Source organism: Hymenobacter ruber, from assembly GCF_054783255.1.
Window position 1 is genome coordinate 866143 of sequence record NZ_BAAGQX010000004.1, and the last position, 19014, is coordinate 885156.

Consider the following 19014-nt stretch of genomic DNA (forward strand, 5'->3'; position numbering starts at 1 on the left):
GGCGGGCGCGGCGGCTACACCCAATTCACGCCGTGGTAGGCGGCGCGGCTGCCGGCGGTGGCCGTGGCCCGGGCCGGTGCCGCCTGCCGGGCCAGGCGCTCGGCGCATTTGTCGCAGCACTGCACGGCGGGCGGGCGCTCGGCGGCGCGCAGCACCAGCACCGGAATCTGGGTGTGGTAGGCCCGCGTGGTGGTGTAGCAGGCATCGAAATAGCGCAGCAGCTGGGCCGGACTGGCGGGCGCAATCACTAAAAGCTGGGCCTGAATGTGGGCGCAGAACTCGCTGATGCCTTCCAGCGGGGCGTCGTCTTCGAGCAGGTGCAGGGCGCTGGGGGCCGCCCAGGCCAGCTGGGCGGCGGCTTTGGCCAGGCCCTGGCGCAGGCTGCGCCGCTGCGGCCGCTGGGCCGGCGCGTAGAACTGCACTAGGTCGAGCGGGGCGGTGGGGAAGGCGCTTTCCAGGGCGGCCAGGCGGGGCAGCACGGTGGGGTTGAGGGTGCCGAAATCGGCCAGGAACACCAGGCGCTGGGGCAGGGCGCGGCGGCCGGGCGGCACCACCAGCACGGGGCAGGCCACGAGCTCGGTGAGGGCGGCGGCGTGGTTGCCGGGGGCTTCCTGCCGGCCGCAGTCGATGTGCTCCAGGCCCATCACCACGAGGTCGGCGGCGCAGCGGGTGGCCTCGGCGCGGATGTGGTCGTGCAGGCAGCCGGCCAGCACCCGGTAGTGGTAGCGGATGCGGCGGCCGTCCTGCCGCGTGAGCTGCTGGTAGCGCAGACGCTCCACCAGGCTCTGGAGGTGCTGCTCCTGGGCTTCGAGGGTGGTCACGACATCCGCGGGCTGGCAGTAGAGCAGCACAATCTCGGCCGGCCAGCGCACGGCCAGCTTGTTGGCGTAGGCGAGGGTGGCTTCGGTGGCGGCGGTGTGGTCGAGGGGGACGAGAATGGTTTTCATGGAGCAGCGGGAAGCGGTTTTGGCGGCGCAGAATGCCGGGTTAAATGACTGAAAAGCTGCTTCTTAAGCAGTTGAAGGGTGTTTGTAAATGCTTCAATGACAGTAATGCACGGTGGTTGGCTGATGCCCGGCCACTACGGCCGAGGCCTGCAATTGCGGGCTCAGATAAGGAATGCCCAGCCCCAGCCCCCGCACGATGAACAGCACCGCCAGCACCGAAGCCGCGTAGGGCACGGCCTGCCGCATGCGCCCGCGCCAGACCAGCGGCACCAGCTGCCCGCTCAGCGAAAGGCCCAGCATGAGCGGCAGCGTGCCCAGGCCAAATAGGGCCATATAGCCCGCCGCGCCCGCCACCCCTGGCGCGCTCAGCGCGCCAGCCAAGGCCAAGTACACCAGGCCGCAGGGCAGCAAGCCGTTGAGCAACCCGGTGGCAAACAGCGCCGGCCCTGACGACTTCTGGAATAACCGCCCCAGCGTATTCTTCACCCAAGCCAGCGGCCGACTGAAACCCAACAGGCTGGCCACGCGCGCCGTGTGGCGCTCGGGCACGGCCACCAGCAGCAAAATCAGCACGCCCGAGGCAATCGACAGGCCCCGCTGCACGCCCGCCAGCCGCAGCCCCTGGCCCAAAAGGCCCGCGCCCGCGCCCAGCGTGGCGTAGGTGGCGGCCCGGCCCAGGTTGTAGAGCAGGCGGCTGCCCACGTAGCGAAGCCGGCTGGTGCCGGCCGCCGGCCCGGGCAGCGCCAGCGCAATGGCCCCGCACATGCCCACACAGTGGAAACTGCCCAGCAACCCGAATAAAAAGCCGGCCCACAGCATGGTTTTAGCGGATAATTAGTTCTTTCTCGACGAAATAAGCCTGATTGTCGGCCGTGAAATCGACCCGCACGCGCCAGTAGCCGGGCCGCATTTTGGCGGTGTTGAACTGTTGCTGGGTGCCGGTTTTCAGCGGCAGGGCGAAGTCCAGCTTCTGGTCGGAAGGGCGGAAGAAGTGGATGTTGCCGCGCACGGTTTGGCCGGCCAGGGTGGCGGGCAGCTGCAGGGTGAGGCGCTGGGCGGCGGGCTCGTGGTGCAGCTGCACGGGCGCGGGCAAGGCGGCGGTGCGCGCCACCGATTCCATGCGCTGCTGGTAGGCCAGCTCCTGCTTGTAATAGTCGGGGCTGACGAGGTCGACGGTGGTCCGCATGGCCTGCTGCACCATAAAACCGATGTAGCCGGCGAAGACCACGAACACGGCAATGATGGCATAAGGCCAGATGGTGCGGGGTTTGGAAGTGGTTGTCATGGGGGTTGTTTGCTGGAACATCATGCGGCTCACTGCACTGGCCCGAGGAATTTCGTGCTTGTCTCGGCCACCAGCGTGGGGCCGCTGAACAGGCCGATGCGGATTTTCTGGTTGGTGTGGTGGAGGGCGGTGCGGGGCAGCTCGGCGAAAAACACGCCCTCGGCAATGCCCTGGGCGGGCAGGGTGAGGGTGGAGGTGCTGACCAGGGAAATGGTGCCCTGCGCCGGTTCCAGCAGGCGCAGGGTGAGGGGGTAGGGCTGGTTGGTTTTGTTGATGACCGAGATGTTGTAGAGGTTGGTGATGGTGCCGTGGTCGGTTTTCTGGAAGAGCTGGCCGGGTGTGCGCAGCACGGTGGCCGCCACGTTGGAGCGCGACACCAGCAGGCCAGTGAGCACAATCAGCAGCCCGGCCAGCACGCCGGAAAGCGCCTTCACGCGGCCGGTGAGGCGGAATTTGGTGCCCTCGGCAATGCCATTCACCGAAGCGTGGCGGATGAGGCCCGGGGGCTTCTCAATCAGGGCCATGATGTTGTTGCAGGCATCAATGCAGGCCGTGCAGTTGGTGCATTCGAGCTGGGTAGCGCCGTTGCGGATGTCGATGCCCGTGGGGCAGACCTGCACGCACTGGTGGCAGTCGATGCAGTCGCCGGCGGTGCGCAGCTGGGTTTTGCGCAGCTTTTCGCGGGGTTCGCCGCGATGGTAGTCATAAGCTACCACCAAGCTGTCCTTATCCAGTAAAACACCCTGCAACCGCCCATATGGGCACACAATGGTGCACACCTGCTCCCGAAACCGCGCAAACACGGCGTAGAACAGGCCGGTGAAAACCGTAAGCGCCGCCAGCCCGCCCAGGTGGGCCGTGGGCGAATCGGTTACGATTTTTAGCAGCTCCTCGGTGCCGATGATGTAGGCCAGGAAGGTATTGGCAATCAGAAACGAGATGCCGAGAAACAGCGCGTGCTTGGTGGCTTTGCGCCAGAATTTGTCCCAGTCCAGCGCGCGGCGGTCGAGGGCTTTTTGCTGGGGCGCGTCGCCTTCCAGCCAGTACTCAATGCGGCGGAAAACCATCTCCAAAAAGATGGTCTGCGGGCAAACCCAGCCGCAAAACACGCGCCCGTACACCACCGTGAACACGATGATGAACACCAGAAACGTGAGCGTGGCCAGCAGCAGAATAAAAAAATCCTGGGGCCAGAAAATCTGCCCGAAGATGATGAAGCGCCGGGCTGGCAGGTTGAGCAGCAGCACCGGCAGCCCCTGAATGCGCAGCCACGGTCCGGCAAACAGCAGCGCCAGAAAGCCGTAGCTCAGCGCCTTACGGTAACGGTAGAGGCGGCCGGCGGGCTTTTTGGGGTAGAGCCACACCCGTTCGCCCGCCGCACTTATCGTGGAGAGCGAATCGCGGTACGAATCGTCGGGCTTGAATTGAGTGGCGGGCATTTTGCTGGTTGGGAAGCGGTGCGGGAGTAGCGCGGACTTTTAGTCCGCGCATAAGTTGTTTTGAACAGGTCACTCGCGGACTGAAAGTCCGCGCTACAATCGTTATGCTCCCCTCTCCGCGGGAGAGGGCCCGGCGGTGTGAGTGTCTGGGCTACAGCTTTGCCACCGTCTTGCCCGGCGTTTCTTTCTCGCCCTGCGGCGGCTTGGCATTAGCTGGCTTGGTACCTTGCAAACTCAGCACGTAAGAGGCCACTTGCAGAATCTGCTTGCCCGAGAGCTTGCCTTTCCAGGCCACCATGCCCTTGCCGTTCACGCCGAACTTGATGGTTTTGTAGACGTGGTTCACTTCGCCGCCGTGCAGCCAGAATTCGTCGGTCAGGTTGGGTCCGACTTTGCCCTCGCCGCTGGCCCCGTGGCACGGTGCGCAGTTGGTGGCGAAGATGCTTTTGCCGCTGCTCAGCTCGGCCGGCACCAGCAGGGGCTGGTAGGTGGTGAGCTGGTTGGGGTCGTCGGGGGTGGCGGCGATGAGCAGGGCGGCCTGCTGCATTTCGGTGGCGTATTCGGCACCCTGGAGCTGGCCGGTTTTGAGGACGTGGTAGTACGTGAGGTAGCCGATAGCAAAGACGATGGTGGCATAAAAGCCGTACTTCCACCACGGCGGCAGGTCGTTGTCGAACTCGTGGATGCCGTCGTATTCGTGGTCCATCAGCTCGTCGCGCACGTCGCCCTGCACCAGGCGAGCATCGCCCACCAGCAGGCCCAGCACGCGGCCACTCCAGGTGTCGTGCACCGTGGGCAGGGCGTAGAGCTGGCGCAGCTGCGGCCGCAGCCAGGCAATTACGGCCACGAAGAGCAGCAAAAACACCATCAGCACCAGCACCAGCGTGCTCAGCACAAACCAGAGCATGGCCCGTTGCGAATCGGGGCTTGCCAGCGCGCCGGTTTCGGCCGCCTGGGCCAGGGCGGGGCGGGCAGCCAATAGCGCCGCCCCAACCCCCAGTAGCAATTGGTGGGGGCGTATCATGCGTAAACCTCTTCCTGGGTGGCAATTCTGACCGGCGCGGCCTCAACCGGCGCCGCTGCAACGGGCACGGCCTGGCTGGGCGCGATGGCGGGAGCGGCTTCAGTGGCGACAGCCGCTTCTGGCTCGGCCTGCTGCGCCTCGTACCGGTACCTGGCGGCCGAAGTCACCGAACCGGCAGTTACGACGGCCATCAGCAGCACCACGCCGGCGGCCCACCACACCACCCAGCTCAGCACGGTAGTTGAATTGGGAGCCTCGTTGGGGGTAGCAGATTGGGCGGCGGCCGCGAAGTTGGTGAGCAGGCCCAGGAAAGTCAGCAAGAAGGTGCGAGTGGTTAACATAACACGTCGTGGTTTAGGGATGATTGGATGGTTGCCTCGTCGTCGAGCAGGGGCAGCTCGCTCATGGTGCGCAGGTGCTGGCGGCTGCTCAGCAGCACGTACACCAGCAGCCCCAGGAAGAAGAGCACGAAGATGCCCAGCGAGATAAGCGGATAGATTTCTACCCCGGCGATGGATTGCAAAACGTTCTTGTCCATAGTTGTAGCGCGGACTTTGTAGTCCGCGAGTAATGAGGTTGTAGGGAGGTCGCGAACTACAAAGTCCGCGCTACTGTTTCACCTTGATGTCCGTGCCCAGGCGCTGGAGGTAGGCAATCAGGGCCACTATTTCCTTGTCCGATTTCACCTCGATGTCCTCCTTTTTCAGCTCGGCCACGATGCCGCGGGCCTGGTTCTGCGCATCGGCCACGGCTAGCTTATCGAAGCCAGCGGGGTAGGGCGTGTTCAGGCCTTGCAACACCCGGATTTTGTTGGGCAGCGTACTGTAATCAATCTCATTCTCAAACAGCCACGGGTAGGGCGGCATGATGGAGCCAGGCGACATGCTGGTGGGGTCCATCATGTGGTTGTAGTGCCAGGAGTTGGGGTATTTCTGGCCCACGCGCTGCAAATCGGGCCCGGTGCGCTTGCTGCCCCACAGGAAGGGCCGGTCGTACACGTATTCGCCGGCTTTGCTGTACTCGCCATAGCGCTCGGTTTCCGAGCGGAAGGGGCGCACCATCTGGGTGTGGCAGTTCGAGCAGCCTTCCTTGATGTAGAGGTCGCGGCCCTGCAATTCGAGCGGCCGGTAGGGCTTCACCGAGGCAATGGTGGGCACGTTCGACTTCACCAAAAAGGTCGGAATCATCTCCACTGCCCCGCCGATGGCAATGGCCACCGTGGCGCCCACGGCCAGCTGAAAGGGCCGGCGCTCGAGCCAGCGGTGCCAGTGGCCGGCCTGCACGTGCGGGTCCTGGGCTTCGGGCAGCAGCGCCGGAGCCTGGGCCTTTTCGTTGGCCAGCAGCGTGCCGGCCTGGGCCGTTTTATACAGGTTGTACATCAGCAAAAACACGCCGCTGAGGTAGAGCACCCCGCCGATGCCGCGCAGGTAATACATGGGCACCAGCTGAATCACGGTTTCGAGGAAGTTGGGGTATTGCAGCATGCCCTCGGCGTTGAACTGCTTCCACATCAGGCCCTGCGTGAAGCCCGCCCAGTACATCGGAATGGCGTAGAAGAGGATGCCCAGCGTGCCCAGCCAAAAGTGCGTAGTGGCCAGTTTCTTCGAGGACAGCGGCGTTTTATAAAGGCGCGGCCACAACCAGTACAGCATCCCGAAGGTGAGGAAACCGTTCCAGCCCAGGGCCCCCACGTGCACGTGCGCCACAATCCAGTCGGTGAAGTGCGCAATGGCATTTACGTTTTTCAGCGAGAGCATGGGGCCTTCAAAAGTGGCCATGCCGTAGGCCGTGATGGCCACCACGAAGAACTTGAGCACGGGCTCCTCGCGCACTTTGTCCCAGGCGCCGCGCAATGTCAGCAGGCCGTTTATCATGCCGCCCCAGCTCGGCGCAATCAGCATGATGCTGAAGGCCACACCCAGGCTCTGAGCCCAATCGGGCAGGGCGGTGTAGAGCAAGTGGTGCGGCCCGGCCCAGATGTAAATGAAAATAAGCGACCAGAAGTGAATGATGCTCAGGCGGTAGGAGTAGATGGGCCGCTCGGCCGCCTTCGGCATGAAGTAGTACATCAGGCCCAGGTAAGGCGTGGTGAGGAAGAAAGCCACCGCATTGTGGCCGTACCACCACTGCACCAGCGCGTCCTGCACGCCGGCGTAGGCCGAGTAGCTTTTGAGCCAGCTCACGGGCACTTCGGCCGAGTTGACGAGGTGCAAAACGGCCACCGTGATGAACGTGGCGATGTAAAACCAGATGCCCACGTACAGGTGCCGCTCGCGCCGCCTGGCAATGGTACCGAACATATTCCAGCCAAACACCACCCACACCACAGTAATGGCGATGTCAATCGGCCATTCCAGCTCGGCGTATTCCTTGCTGGTGGTGAAGCCCAGCGGCAGCGTCGCCACCGCCGACAGGATAATCAGCTGCCAGCCCCAGAAATGGATTTTGCTAAGGACGTCGGAAAACATCCTGGCCTTGCACAGGCGCTGCAGCGAGTAGTAAACGCCGGTAAAAATGCCGTTGCCGACGAATGCGAAAATCACCGCGTTGGTGTGCAGCGGCCGGATGCGGCCGAAGGTGGTGTAGGCCGTACCCATGTTCACCTCGGGCCGGGCCAGCTCAAAAGCGGCCAGCACGCCCACTGCCATGCCGATAATGCCCCAGATAACGGTGGCAATGCCGAAGTCGCGGACAATCTGATTATCGTAGAAAAAGGTGTCAACGGCCCGGTTCACAGCGCTTGGAATCAGGGGCGCTCGGGGGGCAGCAACGGGAGCTAGCGGTTCGGCCTGCATAAAGGGGGAATTGAATTATTATTACCCCAAAGGTCCCGGCCGGCTGGTGTCGAAAAGCTGACAAAAGTCAGGCCGACGGCGTGATTGATGTCAGGCGGCCGAACCGCCGGGCGGAATATCCGGCTCCGTTTCATCCTCAAACAGCATCCGCACGGCGGGCGTGTAGTCGTCCTCGTATTGTCCCGAGCGCACCGCCCAGAAAAACGCCGCCAGAAAAGTGAGCGCCACCAGCAGGCTGATACCGATAAGCAGGAAGATGATGGACATAAGTAGAAATGACGGACGCGGTTTGAATGATGTAGAGACGCAATATTTTGCGTCTCGTCGTTGCTGATGTTGTTATAGCTGCACGGTCGCAGGTGGTTTGGCGCAGTGCCGGTCGTTCAACGACGAGACGCAAAATATTGCGTCTCTAGACCGTTCTGGCATCCTTTCAAAGCCCTCGCCGCCACGCGGCCAGCCGCACCAGCAGCGTGGCAAAAACCATCACGCTCAGCGAGCTGATGGGCATAAGAATGGCCGACACAATGGGCGTGAACCGGCCCTGCACTGCCAGCGTGAGCCCAATGCCGTTGTAGATGAATGACAGCGCGAACGTGGCCAGCACAATGCGCAGGCAGGCCCGCGAGAAGCCCAGCATGGTGGCCAGTTGCCCGAAATTGCCGGCTTCGAGAATGGCGTCGCAGGCGGGGGAAAAGTTGGTGAGCGTGTCGGTGAGGGCGATGCCGGCATCGGCACGCTGGAGGGCACCGGCGTCGTTCAGGCCGTCGCCTATCATTACTACGGTGCGGCCTTCGTGCTTGAGCTTGGCGATGTAATCGAGTTTGTTTTGCGGGGTTTGACGGAAGTGGATTTCGGCCGTCGGGCCGAATAATTCGCGCAGCCGGGCCTGCTCGGTGTCGTTGTCGCCTGAGAGCACCGCTAAGCGGTAGCGCGTGCCCAGCGCGGCCAGCACCGGCCGCAGGCTGTCGCGGTACACGTTGCGAAACCGATAGTGACCATGCAGGCGATTGTCGAGACTGATGTACACGCAGGATTGCAGGTTGGCCGTTTGGTGTAGAGACGCGACACTTCGCGTCTCTGCGTCCGCACCGTTGGCATCGTCCGTTATCGCCTCGTTCAACGCGGAGACGCGAAGTGTCGCGCCTCTACAATTGTTCAACGCGGCAAATGCCGCCGTGCCCACCCGCACCACCACGCCGGCCACGGTGCCGCGCACGCCCTGGCCGGGTACTTCCACAAAATCCGCTACGGCCAATGAACTAGCGGGCAACTCTGCCGCCAGGCGCTGGCTGAGCGGGTGCGTGGACTGGCGCACCACGGCCGCCACGGCTTGCTGCTGACCGGGGCTGAGCGGCGGCCCTAGGTATTCCACCCCCGATTTTTTAACATCCGTGAGGGTGCCGGTTTTGTCGAATACGATGGTGTCGGCGCGGCCCAGGGTTTCTACCACGGCGGAGTTTTTGAGGTAGAACTTGCGGCGGCCCAGCACCCGCAGCGCGGCCCCCAGCGCAAACGGCGTGGCCAGCGACAGCGCGCACGGGCAGGCAATGACGAGCACCGAGGTGAAGGCCCGCAGCGCCATGGCCGGGCTTTGCGGGTACCAATAGGCCACCGCGCCCAGCGCCAGCGTGAGGGTGAGGCCCACGAAATAGCGGCCCACTTTATCGGCGTAGGTTTCCAGCGAAGGCTGCTTTTCCTTCTGAAAGGCGGGGTTGTTCCAGAGTTGGGTGAGGTAGCCCTGCGACACCTCGCGCACCACTTCCAGCTCCACGGCCTCGCCCATTTGGCGGCCGCCGGCATACAGCAGGTCGCCGGCCTGGCGGGCCACCGGCTCGCTCTCGCCCGATACGAAGCTGTAGTCAATCTGGCCCGCGCCGCGCCGCAGCACGGCATCGGCCGGAATGATTTCCTGGTGCAGCACCCGGATGCGCTGCCCGGCCCGCAGCTCTTTCACCGACACCGATTCTTCGCCGGCGGGCGTGAGCCGCGTCACGGCCACTGGGAAGTAGGAGGTGAAGTCGCGGTCGAAGCGCAGGGCGTCGTAGCTGCGCTGCTGCACCCATTTGCCGATGAGCATGAAAAACACCAGCCCGGTGAAGGAATCGAAATAGCCCGGCCCGCGCTGAGTCAGCACTTCAAACACGCTGGTCACAAACAGCGCCGTGAGGCCCAGGCTGATGGGAAAATCGAGGTTGATGTAGCGCTGCCGCAGCCCCTGCCAGGCTGAGCGGTAGAAGCCGCGCGCGCTCACCAGCAGCACCGGCAAGGCCAGCAGCAAGCTCAGCCCGCCAAAAAACTGCCCAAACGTGCTTTGCAGCTGCTCGGTGAAGGAAAAATATTCGGGAAAAGCCAGCAGCATCACGTTGCCAAAGCCGAAGGCCGCGATGCCCAGCTGGTAGTACAGCGTGCGGCTGGCGGCGTGGGGCTGCGCGCCCAGCTCGGCCAGCGTAATCTGCGGCTCGTAGCCCACCGAGGCCAGCAGCTTCACTATTTCTTTTAGGGTCGTGGTGGCGGGCTGGTAGCTTACCGTCAGCTCTTTGCGCAGGAAATTGACTCGCGATGCCGAGATGCCCGGGTTTAGCTTGAACAGGTTCTCCAGCAGCCAGATGCACGAGGCGCAGTGCATCTGGGGAATGCTGAAGGTGAGCCGCGCCAACGTGGGCGAGCGGAAGGACAGCAGCTGCGCCTGCACTGCCTCGGCGTCGAGGTAGTCGAAGCGGCCGGGCAGCTCCACGGCCTTCATTTTCTGGCCGGGATGCTCGTCGAGGCGGTAGTAGGTGCAGAGGCGGTTGGCGGCCAGCAGCTCGTACACGGCGCGGCAACCCTGGCAGCAAAAGGCCAGCTCCGGCTCGGCCGGCAGGCGGATGGGGGTGTCGGGGCAAGCATCGCCGCAGTGCGTGCAAGCAACGTCAGCGTATGGCGGGGGAGGGGCAAGGGCAGGCGCAAAAGGCACGGGCAAAAAGGGGCTGATGGCAACCCCAAAGCTCCGGCCCGCCGCCCGCCGCCCGCCTGATGAATGTCAGCCCAAGAGCCTGATTAATCTCAGCGGGCTGGCAGCGGGTGGGCGGCAATTTTGTGTCGCTGAGTAGCTTAAGAAACGGGGGCTTTTCCTTCGGCGCGCTCCCGGCTTCAGTCCCCGCTTCCTTTCCCTTTTGCACGATATGAAAACATTTGACAACCAGGTAGTGCTCATCACGGGCGCTTCGTCCGGTATTGGCAAGGCGGCGGCCGAGGCTTTTTCGCAGGCCGGCGCGCACGTGGTGGTGGCCGATGTGGACGAAGCCGCCGGCCAGGCGCTGGCCCAGGAGCTCAGCGAAACCGGCCCGGAAAGCCTGTTTGTAGCCTGCGACGTGGCCTCACCGGCCAGCGTGCAGCAGCTGGTACAGCGCACCTTGGCCAAGTTTGGACGGCTCGATGTGGCCATCAACAACGCGGGCGTGGGCGGTGCCTCGGCCCCCAGCGCCGACTACCCCGACGAGGAATGGCAGCGCGTGCTCGGCATCAACCTGAGTGGCGTGTGGTATTGCCAGAAATACGAGCTGCAAGCCATGGTGGCCGCCGGGCGCGGCAGCATCATCAACATGGCCTCCATTCTGGGCAAAGTCGGCTTTCCTGGGGCCTGTGCCTACGTGGCCGCCAAGCACGGCCTCATCGGCCTCACCGAAACCGCCGCCCTCGAATACGGCCCGCAGGGCATCCGCATTAACGCCGTGTGCCCCGGCTTCATCGAAACGCCCATGCTCACCAAGGCCGGAATCGAGGGCCACAACGAGATGCACGAGCAGATTGCCGCCAGGCACGCCCTGCACCGCCTGGGCCGGCCCGAGGAAATAACGGGCGCGCTGCTGTGGCTGGCCTCGGAGCAGGCTTCCTTCGTCACGGGCCAGGCCATTGTGGTCGATGGCGGCTACCTGGCACAGTAAAACGCTGCCGCGCCGCCTACCAGTTGGGTTGGCGCAGCTTTTCGGGGTGCAATAGCTTGATGCCATGCGTGCTCAGTTCAATCAGGCCGCTTTGCTTGAACTCGCTCAGGGTACGGATGAGCGACTCCGGGGCGGTGCCCACCACGGCGGCCATATCGTCGCGCGAGAGCTGAATGAGGGCTTCCGGCGCGGCCCCGGCCTGCTCGTGCAGGCGCAGCAGCGTATCGGCCACGCGCCGCCGGATGGAGCCGTAGGCCATGCCCAGCAGCTGCTCCTCGCGCTCGCTCACCCGCCCCGCCAGCAGGCGCACAAACTGCTGGCCCACGGCCGCGTTGCGGTGCAGCAGGGCCATGAAATCAGCCTTCGGAATGTAGAGCAACGTGGCGTCGTCCAGCACCAGGGCGGTGTCGGCGTGCGGCACTTGCTCCAGCAGGGGCAGGTAGCCGAAGAACTCGCCGGGGCCGTACACGCCCGTGATTAATTCCTTGCCGCCGGGGGTGCGGCGCACGGTTTTCACGCGGCCGGTTTGCACGAAGTATAGCCGCGTGGGCTCGTCGCCTTCGGCGTACACTTCCTGCTTTTTGCGTAGCGAGTGCGGGCGGCGGTCGATGGTGAGGTCGCTGAGCTGGCCGGCGGCGGCGGCATCGTCCAGGAAATTGCCCAGGCCTTCGGGGACGCGCAGGTCGTAGTCGGCCTGCAGCTTGCCGAAGCGGTGGAGGCGGCTACTGATGGCGCTCAGCAGCTCGGTTTCCTCGAAGGGCTTGGTGAGGTAGTCGTCGGCTCCCAGCTCCATGCCGCGGCGCAGGTCGGTACGCTCGGTTTTGGCGGTGAGAAAGATGAATGGCACCCCCGCCAGGTGCGGGTTCTGGTTGAAGATGTGCAGCACGCCGTAGCCGTCGAGCACGGGCATCATGATGTCGCACACCACCAAATCGGGCTTGGTGGCCAGGGCTTTTTCCACGCCTACTTTGCCGTTCTCGGCCGTGAGCACGGCGTAGCCGGCCAACTCCAGAATCTCGGCCGTGTTTTCGCGGATAACGTCGTTGTCCTCAATCAGCAGAATGGTTTTCATAGGGAAGGGTAATGGTGACGGTGGTGCCCACGTGCAGCTCGCTGTGCAGCGCAATGGTGCCCCCCATCAGCTCCAGGTATTTGGTGATGATGTAGAGGCCCAGGCCGGTGCCGGGCGTGTTGGCCACGTTGCGGGCCCGGTAAAAACGCTGGAATAAATGCTCCTGGTCTTCGGCCGAAATGCCCACGCCCTGGTCCTGCACCTGCAGCGTGAGGCGGCCGGGCCGGCCGGTAGCACTGAGCCGGACGGTGGTGTTTTCGGCCGAATATTTCAGCGCGTTGGAAAGTAGGTTGACGAGGACTTTGCGCAGCAGCGAGGCGTCGAGCCACACCAGTTCAGGGCCGTCGGTGCTGAGCTCGATGTGCTGGCCGGGCTTGCGCAGGCCCTGCACTTCGGCCACGGCTTCGCGCAGCAGGGCGGGCACGGCCAGCTGGGCCGGGTGGGCCTCAATCTTCCCTTCCTCAATTTTGCCCACCGACAGAAACTCCTCCAGAATATCGGTCAAATGCTTCACCGAGGCCCGGATGCGGTCCAAATGACGCAGGCGCTGGGGCTGCTGCTCGGCGGCCGGGTATTTCTCCACCAGCGTGGCCGAGGTGAGCACGGCCGTGAGCGGCGTGCGGAACTCGTGCGAGGCCATGGCCACGAAGCGCGACTTGAGCTCGCCCAGCTCCTGCTCGGCGGCCAGGGCCTGGGCCAGCTCTTCGGAGCGGTGCTCCAGCTGGGCCAGGGTGGTCATGAGGGCGTGGGTGCGGTCGGCCACTTTCTGCTCCAGCTCGGCGTTGAGGCGGTCCACGCGCTGGCGCTCGGCCTGCAGGGCCTGCTCGGCTTCCTGCTTGGCGCTGATGTCGACCACGTAAGCCACCACGTACAGCTCCTCATCGAGGTGGAAATAGCTCAGGCTGATTTCGACGGGAAACACCGAGCCATCGCGGCGGCGGGCCAGCAGCGCCCGGTTCGAGCCCATGGCCCGCACCGCCGGGTGCGCGTTGAAGGACTCGCGCAGGTGCTCGTGGCGGCCCCGCACGGCATCGGGCACCAATACCTCGATGGACTGCTCGGCCAATGCCCCGGCCGGATAGCCGAACAGCTGGTGCGATTTTTCGTTGGCCAGCACGATATTTCCCTGCCGCGTGGCCACAATGATGCCGATGGTGGCGTGGGTGAACACGGCTTCGAAGCGCCGCACGCTCTGGGCCAGGTTGCGCTCGGCCTCGTGCAGCCGGCCGGTATCGGTGAGGCGCACGAGGAAATAATCTTTTCCTTCCAGGGCCAGGCTGGTGAGTTCGAGGTAGGCCCAGAACGGGGTGCCCATGTGCCGCCGGATTTCCACTTCCTGCTCGTAGTGCCCGGCGGCTAGTGTTTCATCGCGCAGCCGCTCCCACTCGGCCGGGCTGAGGCGGTGCAGCAGCAGGGTCCGGACGGGGTCGTCGTAGAGGGCCTGGGCCGAGGGGTAGCCCAGCTGGCGGTAGCCGGCGGTGTTCACGCGCGTAAACCAGGCCGCGCTCACGTCGTACAGGCCCACAAAGCTGCTGGTCTGCTCAAACAGAATGTCGGTGAGTGGGTTGCGGTAAAAGTCGAGTGGCATGGCGGGCAATTGATGCGGTAAAGTAACACCGGAACGCGGCCTGCACAGCGCCCTGATGGATGTCAGCGCCCCGGTCTGACGGCCGTCATGTGCGGGGTTCCGGAGCCCGGCTAGTTTTGGAGCACACTTTTTACCTCAAGCTTTGCCCTTTTGCCATGACTGGCTTTCACGCCGTTGAGACCGAGCGCCCGGCGGCGGCCGTGCTGCTGGTGATGCTGCCGCCGCCAGCCCGGCATTCGCTGGCGCCGTCCCAAGGCATTTTTGCGGCCGAACTCGCCATGCTGCAAAACCGCCTGGGGGCCGCCGTGCAGGTGCTGCAAATCGACGAAGCCAGCTACCCCGCCATCCTGCGCAGCTTCGCGCCGGCCCAACTGCCCACCAGCGTGCTCATGCATCACGGCGTAGAGCTCTGGCGTCGCCCCGGCCTGCCCGACGCGGCCGAAATTGACGCGCTGCTGGGGGATAGGAACGGTACGGCGGGGGCGTAGCGCGAACTTTTACTTCGCGTCCCCGGCAGAAACCTAAACGATGCGAACGGCGCGGGGACGCGAACTAAAAGTTCGCGCTACAATTCGTCAGCCGGCAACAATTCGCGTACTCCGCTGGTCTGCGTCGTGCCGTTTGACCTAACCCTTATGCCCTTTCGATACACCTTCCCATTGCTGCTTTGGCTGCCGCTTCTACCCGCCCGCGCTCAAACCCGGCCCGATACCGCTCGCGCCGTGGCCCTGCCCGAAGCTACCGTAACCGGCTACGGCCAGCGGCTGCCACTGCGCCGCACGGCCGCCGCCGTGGGCGTGATTGATGCCCATGTGATTGAGCACTTCAGCCCTGTGGCTCTCACGCAGGCCGTGAATACGCTACCTGGCGTGCGGCTGGAAGAGCGCGCCACGGCCAGTTACCGGCTCAGCATTCGGGGCAGTACGCTGCGCTCGCCATTTGGGGTGCGCAACGTGAAGGTGTACTACAACGGCATCCCCTTCACCGAGGCCGGCGGCAGCACGCCGCTCAACCTGCTCGACCCGGCCATCATTGGGCGGCTCGAGGTGCTGAAGGGGCCGGCCGGCAGCGTGTACGGCGCGGGCACGGGTGGCGTGGCACTGTTCGGCACGCCGACGGTAGAGGCAGGTGTGAGCCGGGTGGCAGCCGGGGCCACGGTGGGTAGCTACGGCCTGCGCCGCAGCACCATCACGGCCGAAACAGGCAGCGCCACCAGCAGCATCCGCGCCCAATACGCCCACCAAAGCCTGGAAGGATACCGCCAGCAAAGCGCCCTGCAGCGCGACGTTTTGGCCCTTGATGCCCGCACCGTGGCCGGCCCCAAAACTACGCTGGCCGCCCATCTGCTCTATACCGACATCAGCTACCAACTGCCCGGCGGCCTCACCCGCGCCCAGTTTGCAGCCGACCCCCGGCAGGCGCGGCCGGGCACGGCTGCCGCGCCCGGCACCGTGGCGCAGCAGGCGTTTTATGCCTCGCGCACGGGCTTGCTGGGCCTGACGCACGAGTATCGCTTCACCGAGAAGCTGGAACTGCAAACCACGCTGTACGGCAGCGGCACTGTGATTCGGACGCCTTATTTGGTCGACTACGAAAGCAATACCGGCGTAGGCCTGGGCGGGCGCACGGCTTTGAGCTACCGCACCGCGCTGGCCGGCCGGGTGCTGCGACTGCAGGGCGGCGGCGAGTTCCAGGCCGGCTTCACCGACGGACGCAGCTACCAGAACAACGGCGGCACGCCCGGCGCACTGCGCTACGACGACGAAATCACGATTACCACCGGCTTCGCTTTTGCCCAGGCCGATTATGAACTGCCGGCCAATTTCCAGCTGACCGTGGCTGCCAGCTACAACCGCCTGCGCCACCGCATTGCGCGGGTGAGCAACGCCGCGACCAACCCCACCGGCTACCAGCTCAGCCGCGATTTCCGGCCCGAAATCTCGCCCCGCGTGGCGCTGCTGCGCGAGTTTAGCCCCATTTTATCTGTATATGCCAGCGTGAGCACCGGCTTCTCGCCGCCCACGGTGGATGAAATCCGGCCTTCGGATGGCAGCCTGAACGGCGACCTGCAGGCCGAGCGCGGCACCAGCTACGAGGTGGGCGCGCGGGGCAATTTCTTCCATCAGCACCTGACTTATGAAGTCAACCTCTTCGACCTGGAACTGCGCCAAACCATCGTTAGCAGCACCGCCGACCAAGGCACGGTCGTCTTCCGCAATACCGGCAGCACCCATCAGCGCGGCCTCGAAGCGGCCCTGAGCGGCTGGCTGTGGCGCGAAGTAGAGCCCGTGCCCAACGCTCCCGACGACGTGCAGACGACCGGAACCGGCCTCCGCGCCTGGGCCAGCTACGCCTACAACGACTTCCGTTTCGGCAGCTACACCAGCGGCGGGGCCGACCTGAGCGGCAACCGCCTCACCGGCACCACGCCGCGTACGCTCAGCGCAGGACTGAATTTCAACCAGCGGTGGGGTTTCTACCTCAGCCCCAGCTTGAGCCACCAGGCGCGTATCGTGCTCAACGATGCCAATACGGAGGAAGCGGCGGGCTACTGGGTGTTTGGGGCGCGGGGCGGCTGGCGGCGCACGCTGGGCCGGCATCTCGAAACCAATATTTACGCGGGTATTGATAATGCCACGGACCGCCGCTACAGCCTGGGCAATGACTTAAATGCCTTTGGCGGGCGGTATTTCCAGCCCGCGCCGGGGCGGGCATGGTACGGTGGCGTGCAGGTGGGTTGGCGGTGGTAGCAGTTGGTAGACAGGCGCAAAAAAGGCTTTCACCAGTGGGTGAAAGCCTTTTTTGCGGTTAGGGACAAGTATTTACAGGGGCGCTGGCTCGGCAGGTGCTACCTGGTCGTTCGGGGTGTCGGGCTCATCGTCGCGGGCGGCAGCGTATTGGAAACCGATGGCTCCTTTTTCGGGGGCTGGCACCTCGGGCGCAGCGGTAGGGGCGACGTTAGTGGGTTGCTCCAGCGAGTTGGCCGGGTGTTGCAGCGGGGTACTCACGGATATTTCTATCGGGATGGAAAACGTGAGCCGCGTGGCGGCCTCTGCCGCGGCGGTCCCTACCTCCAGGTGGTTAAGGGCGGTGACCTCTGTGGCCGGAATAGCAGCCGCGGCTGGGGCCGCCGCCGCTACGGCCGCTGCCGGCGCGGGCGTAGCGGCTGTGGCCGGCGCAGCGGTAGCATTGATAATGATAGCCGCTGGCGCTGGGGCGTCCGCAGTAGCGTCAGCAGCGGCTGTTGCGGCCGTCGGAGCAGCAGGAGCGGGGTTGGCTTCGGCAGCGGGAGCAGCGGCTTGAGCGGCCGGCGTTTGGTTTGCGGTGGCTTGGTTGGTGGGGAGGGGTGCCGGGGTGGGGGCTTCTGGCGTGTCCATTGGGAGGAGAGAAAAAGGGTGAAAAACAAACGAACGGGCTTGGGTTTGTGGCTGCGCATACATCCGGCTCAGCACTGTGGCTATGCTGTGTGCCCCCATCCAATTCCAGGATGCGGGATTATTTCTGACGTGTTCTGAATATAATAAATATACAATATTATTTATATTCTAAGCAAGTGGTAGTAATCAAAAGTTCATCAGATAGGAAGAAGCGCATAAAGTTGAGCTTGCAGGCAGGGCCAAACTGCTGGCCGTGCCGCTGAACGGGCATAAAAAAAGGCTTTCATCGTTTGATGAAAGCCTTTTTTGGAAAGGGAAGCTGGTTACTTCGGCTCCTGCTCTTCGGGCAGGGTGAAGGCGCGGTCGCTGGGGTCGGTAAGCTCCTTGGGGAGGTTGTCGGACGAGGCAGGGGCGGGGCCGTTGGCAGCGCGCATCTCGGCGGTGTCGGAGCGGAGGGAGTCGTCCATCTCGTCGGCCTTCTCCTGGCCCGAGGCGTTGTTGTCGTCGAGCTGCTGGCCGTAGGTGGCCGCATTGAGCATGGGGGTCGAAGCGCCGTCTTCCGAAGGCTCCTGGTCGAACGTGTCGTTGGGATTAGTAGGCATGGGGCAGTTATTCAGTGAATTGTGAGCAGCCATCGGTGAACAACAATAACTGCTCACCGAGTAACTATTTACTCGTCTTTGGTGGGGTAGTTGGCGTCGGCGGGTTCCTCGCGGGTGTTGTGGGTGCCGCCGCCGGCGTAGCGGGGGTCGTCTTCGGCCCAGGCCTTGCGCAGCTCCTCGTTGTCGCCGCCTTCGGCCTGTACTTGGCGCACCAGTTCCGGGTTTTGGTTTTGGGTGACGTGGCCGGGCTGGTCTTCGGGGTTGTCGGGGGCGTTCAGGGCCTCCTCTTCGCGGTCCGCAAATTCGCTGAACTCGTCGGGGTTGTCGTTGGCCCCGCTGCGGCCGGGGCCTTCGTTGGTGGGGGTGTTGGCGGCGTGGCCAAAGCTACCGTAGCCGGGACTGCCAGCCGTCACGGCCGGGTCGTTGGGGTTGAGGCGGGCGGCAGCGGCGCGGTCCTGCTGGTCGAGGGGACGGTGGTCGTTGTCGGGCGGGAGGGAGGAGGTGGGCGTATCCATGCAGAAGAAAATGAAGGGGATTTGAAAACCAAACGGGCCGGGCCCGCTTTGGTATCCCTGTACGCAATTCGGCGGCGGCCGTTGGCTTTTGCGTATAGGCCGCAGCTTTTACCCCTTCATTCGCCCAACCCCATGCCCATCAAGCACGACCCCGAAAATCAGGAATTCACCATCAGCCAGGACGGCCACGACGGCGAGCTGGCCTACGCCCGCCCCGCCGAGGGCATTATCGACTTCACCCACACCTTCGTGGACGAGGCCCTGCGCGGCCAGGGCCTGGCCGATGAGCTGGCCCGCACCGCCCTGGCCTTCGCCCGCGAGCAAAAACTCAAGGTGAAAACCAGCTGCACCTTCATGAAGGGTTTCGTGAAAAAGCACCACGCCGAATACGCTGATATCCTGGCCTGAAACCGCAACAAAAAAGCCCCCGACCAACCGGCCGGG

The 19014-nt window shown here is 64.2% G+C and carries 19 protein-coding genes; 4 read left to right on the forward strand and 15 right to left on the reverse strand.

Annotation, left to right across the window (positions count from 1 at the left end; genetic code table 11):
- Positions 1-14: 14 nt before the first annotated feature.
- The 10 genes from ACYVM5_RS14255 to ACYVM5_RS14300 form a co-directional block, all read right to left on the reverse strand.
- Complete coding sequence (locus tag ACYVM5_RS14255) at positions 15-947, reverse strand: universal stress protein (RefSeq protein ID WP_460618775.1); 933 nt, start codon at positions 945-947, stop codon at positions 15-17.
- Between the two features lie 93 nt (positions 948-1040).
- Positions 1041-1766 (reverse strand): sulfite exporter TauE/SafE family protein, encoded by a 726-nt coding sequence (locus ACYVM5_RS14260; RefSeq protein ID WP_460618776.1) that lies wholly within the window; start codon positions 1764-1766, stop codon positions 1041-1043.
- Positions 1767-1770: 4 nt separating this feature from the next.
- A complete protein-coding gene (locus tag ACYVM5_RS14265) occupies positions 1771-2232 on the reverse strand; it encodes a FixH family protein (RefSeq protein ID WP_460618777.1) in 462 nt (153 codons plus the stop codon).
- 29 nt (positions 2233-2261) lie between these two features.
- Positions 2262-3671, reverse strand: a complete 1410-nt coding sequence (gene ccoG, locus ACYVM5_RS14270; protein ID WP_460618778.1) for a CcoG/RdxA/FixG family protein — start codon at positions 3669-3671, stop codon at positions 2262-2264.
- A gap of 151 nt (positions 3672-3822) precedes the next feature.
- Positions 3823-4695: a cytochrome c family protein gene (locus ACYVM5_RS14275; protein WP_460618779.1), complete on the reverse strand. Its 873-nt coding sequence runs from the start codon at positions 4693-4695 to the stop codon at positions 3823-3825.
- A complete protein-coding gene (locus tag ACYVM5_RS14280) occupies positions 4692-5036 on the reverse strand; it encodes a hypothetical protein (protein ID WP_460618780.1) in 345 nt (114 codons plus the stop codon). The genes ACYVM5_RS14275 and ACYVM5_RS14280 overlap by 4 nt, the downstream gene beginning before the upstream one ends.
- Positions 5030-5233 (reverse strand): hypothetical protein, encoded by a 204-nt coding sequence (locus ACYVM5_RS14285; RefSeq protein WP_460618781.1) that lies wholly within the window; start codon positions 5231-5233, stop codon positions 5030-5032. Before ACYVM5_RS14285 ends, ACYVM5_RS14280 begins: the two co-directional genes overlap by 7 nt.
- A gap of 70 nt (positions 5234-5303) precedes the next feature.
- Positions 5304-7490: a bifunctional cbb3-type cytochrome c oxidase subunit I/II gene (gene ccoN, locus ACYVM5_RS14290; protein ID WP_460618782.1), complete on the reverse strand. Its 2187-nt coding sequence runs from the start codon at positions 7488-7490 to the stop codon at positions 5304-5306.
- A 90-nt stretch (positions 7491-7580) separates the two neighbouring features.
- Positions 7581-7757 (reverse strand): cbb3-type cytochrome oxidase assembly protein, encoded by a 177-nt coding sequence (gene ccoS / locus ACYVM5_RS14295; RefSeq protein WP_460618783.1) that lies wholly within the window; start codon positions 7755-7757, stop codon positions 7581-7583.
- Between the two features lie 166 nt (positions 7758-7923).
- A complete protein-coding gene (locus tag ACYVM5_RS14300; protein WP_460618784.1) occupies positions 7924-10446 on the reverse strand; it encodes a heavy metal translocating P-type ATPase in 2523 nt (840 codons plus the stop codon).
- A 208-nt stretch (positions 10447-10654) separates the two neighbouring features.
- On the opposite strand from ACYVM5_RS14300, the gene ACYVM5_RS14305 reads away from it, so the two are divergent.
- Entirely contained in the window at positions 10655-11416 is a 762-nt protein-coding gene (locus ACYVM5_RS14305) for an SDR family NAD(P)-dependent oxidoreductase (RefSeq protein WP_460618785.1), read from the forward strand.
- A 16-nt stretch (positions 11417-11432) separates the two neighbouring features.
- Here ACYVM5_RS14305 and ACYVM5_RS14310 read toward each other — a convergent pair whose 3' ends face one another.
- A complete protein-coding gene (locus ACYVM5_RS14310) occupies positions 11433-12488 on the reverse strand; it encodes a response regulator (protein ID WP_460618786.1) in 1056 nt (351 codons plus the stop codon).
- Positions 12466-14076, reverse strand: a complete 1611-nt coding sequence (locus tag ACYVM5_RS14315) for a sensor histidine kinase (protein ID WP_460618787.1) — start codon at positions 14074-14076, stop codon at positions 12466-12468. Before ACYVM5_RS14315 ends, ACYVM5_RS14310 begins: the two co-directional genes overlap by 23 nt.
- A gap of 155 nt (positions 14077-14231) precedes the next feature.
- Here ACYVM5_RS14315 and ACYVM5_RS14320 point away from each other — a divergent pair, with 155 nt between their 5' ends.
- Both ACYVM5_RS14320 and ACYVM5_RS14325 read left to right on the forward strand, forming a co-directional pair.
- The gene (locus ACYVM5_RS14320; RefSeq protein WP_460618788.1) at positions 14232-14564 is read left to right on the forward strand and encodes a hypothetical protein; all 333 of its coding nucleotides are present in this window, start codon (positions 14232-14234) and stop codon (positions 14562-14564) included.
- Between the two features lie 147 nt (positions 14565-14711).
- Positions 14712-16826, forward strand: a complete 2115-nt coding sequence (locus ACYVM5_RS14325; protein ID WP_460618789.1) for a TonB-dependent receptor family protein — start codon at positions 14712-14714, stop codon at positions 16824-16826.
- 72 nt (positions 16827-16898) lie between these two features.
- On the opposite strand, the gene ACYVM5_RS14330 is transcribed toward ACYVM5_RS14325, so the two are convergent.
- The 3 genes from ACYVM5_RS14330 to ACYVM5_RS14340 form a co-directional block, all read right to left on the reverse strand.
- On the reverse strand, positions 16899-17453 hold the full coding sequence (locus ACYVM5_RS14330) for a hypothetical protein (RefSeq protein WP_460618790.1): 555 nt from the start codon (positions 17451-17453) through the stop codon (positions 16899-16901).
- A gap of 323 nt (positions 17454-17776) precedes the next feature.
- Positions 17777-18055 carry a hypothetical protein gene (locus ACYVM5_RS14335; RefSeq protein ID WP_460618791.1) on the reverse strand — a complete coding sequence of 93 codons (279 nt, stop codon included), beginning with the start codon at positions 18053-18055 and terminating at the stop codon, positions 17777-17779.
- A 68-nt stretch (positions 18056-18123) separates the two neighbouring features.
- Positions 18124-18570: a hypothetical protein gene (locus ACYVM5_RS14340; protein WP_460618792.1), complete on the reverse strand. Its 447-nt coding sequence runs from the start codon at positions 18568-18570 to the stop codon at positions 18124-18126.
- Between the two features lie 132 nt (positions 18571-18702).
- Here ACYVM5_RS14340 and ACYVM5_RS14345 point away from each other — a divergent pair, with 132 nt between their 5' ends.
- A complete protein-coding gene (locus ACYVM5_RS14345) occupies positions 18703-18978 on the forward strand; it encodes a GNAT family N-acetyltransferase (RefSeq protein WP_460618793.1) in 276 nt (91 codons plus the stop codon).
- Positions 18979-19014 lie beyond the last annotated feature (36 nt).

Excerpts from the sequence above, each read along its gene's own strand:
- ACYVM5_RS14325 (WP_460618789.1), top strand. The coding sequence starts at position 14,712 with ATGCCCTTTCGATACACCTTCCCATTGCTGCTTTGGCTGCCGCTTCTA.
- ccoN (WP_460618782.1), bottom strand. The coding sequence starts at position 7,490 with ATGCAGGCCGAACCGCTAGCTCCCGTTGCTGCCCCCCGAGCGCCCCTG.
- ACYVM5_RS14320 (WP_460618788.1), top strand. The coding sequence starts at position 14,232 with ATGACTGGCTTTCACGCCGTTGAGACCGAGCGCCCGGCGGCGGCCGTG.
- ACYVM5_RS14305 (WP_460618785.1), top strand. The coding sequence starts at position 10,655 with ATGAAAACATTTGACAACCAGGTAGTGCTCATCACGGGCGCTTCGTCC.
- ACYVM5_RS14340 (WP_460618792.1), bottom strand. The coding sequence starts at position 18,570 with ATGGATACGCCCACCTCCTCCCTCCCGCCCGACAACGACCACCGTCCC.
- ACYVM5_RS14275 (WP_460618779.1), bottom strand. The coding sequence starts at position 4,695 with ATGATACGCCCCCACCAATTGCTACTGGGGGTTGGGGCGGCGCTATTG.
- ACYVM5_RS14335 (WP_460618791.1), bottom strand. The coding sequence starts at position 18,055 with ATGCCTACTAATCCCAACGACACGTTCGACCAGGAGCCTTCGGAAGAC.
- ccoG (WP_460618778.1), bottom strand. The coding sequence starts at position 3,671 with ATGCCCGCCACTCAATTCAAGCCCGACGATTCGTACCGCGATTCGCTC.
- ACYVM5_RS14345 (WP_460618793.1), top strand. The coding sequence starts at position 18,703 with ATGCCCATCAAGCACGACCCCGAAAATCAGGAATTCACCATCAGCCAG.
- ACYVM5_RS14315 (WP_460618787.1), bottom strand. The coding sequence starts at position 14,076 with ATGCCACTCGACTTTTACCGCAACCCACTCACCGACATTCTGTTTGAG.
- ACYVM5_RS14265 (WP_460618777.1), bottom strand. The coding sequence starts at position 2,232 with ATGACAACCACTTCCAAACCCCGCACCATCTGGCCTTATGCCATCATT.
- ACYVM5_RS14310 (WP_460618786.1), bottom strand. The coding sequence starts at position 12,488 with ATGAAAACCATTCTGCTGATTGAGGACAACGACGTTATCCGCGAAAAC.
- ACYVM5_RS14260 (WP_460618776.1), bottom strand. The coding sequence starts at position 1,766 with ATGCTGTGGGCCGGCTTTTTATTCGGGTTGCTGGGCAGTTTCCACTGT.
- ACYVM5_RS14285 (WP_460618781.1), bottom strand. The coding sequence starts at position 5,233 with ATGGACAAGAACGTTTTGCAATCCATCGCCGGGGTAGAAATCTATCCG.
- ccoS (WP_460618783.1), bottom strand. The coding sequence starts at position 7,757 with ATGTCCATCATCTTCCTGCTTATCGGTATCAGCCTGCTGGTGGCGCTC.
- ACYVM5_RS14280 (WP_460618780.1), bottom strand. The coding sequence starts at position 5,036 with ATGTTAACCACTCGCACCTTCTTGCTGACTTTCCTGGGCCTGCTCACC.
- ACYVM5_RS14255 (WP_460618775.1), bottom strand. The coding sequence starts at position 947 with ATGAAAACCATTCTCGTCCCCCTCGACCACACCGCCGCCACCGAAGCC.
- ACYVM5_RS14330 (WP_460618790.1), bottom strand. The coding sequence starts at position 17,453 with ATGGACACGCCAGAAGCCCCCACCCCGGCACCCCTCCCCACCAACCAA.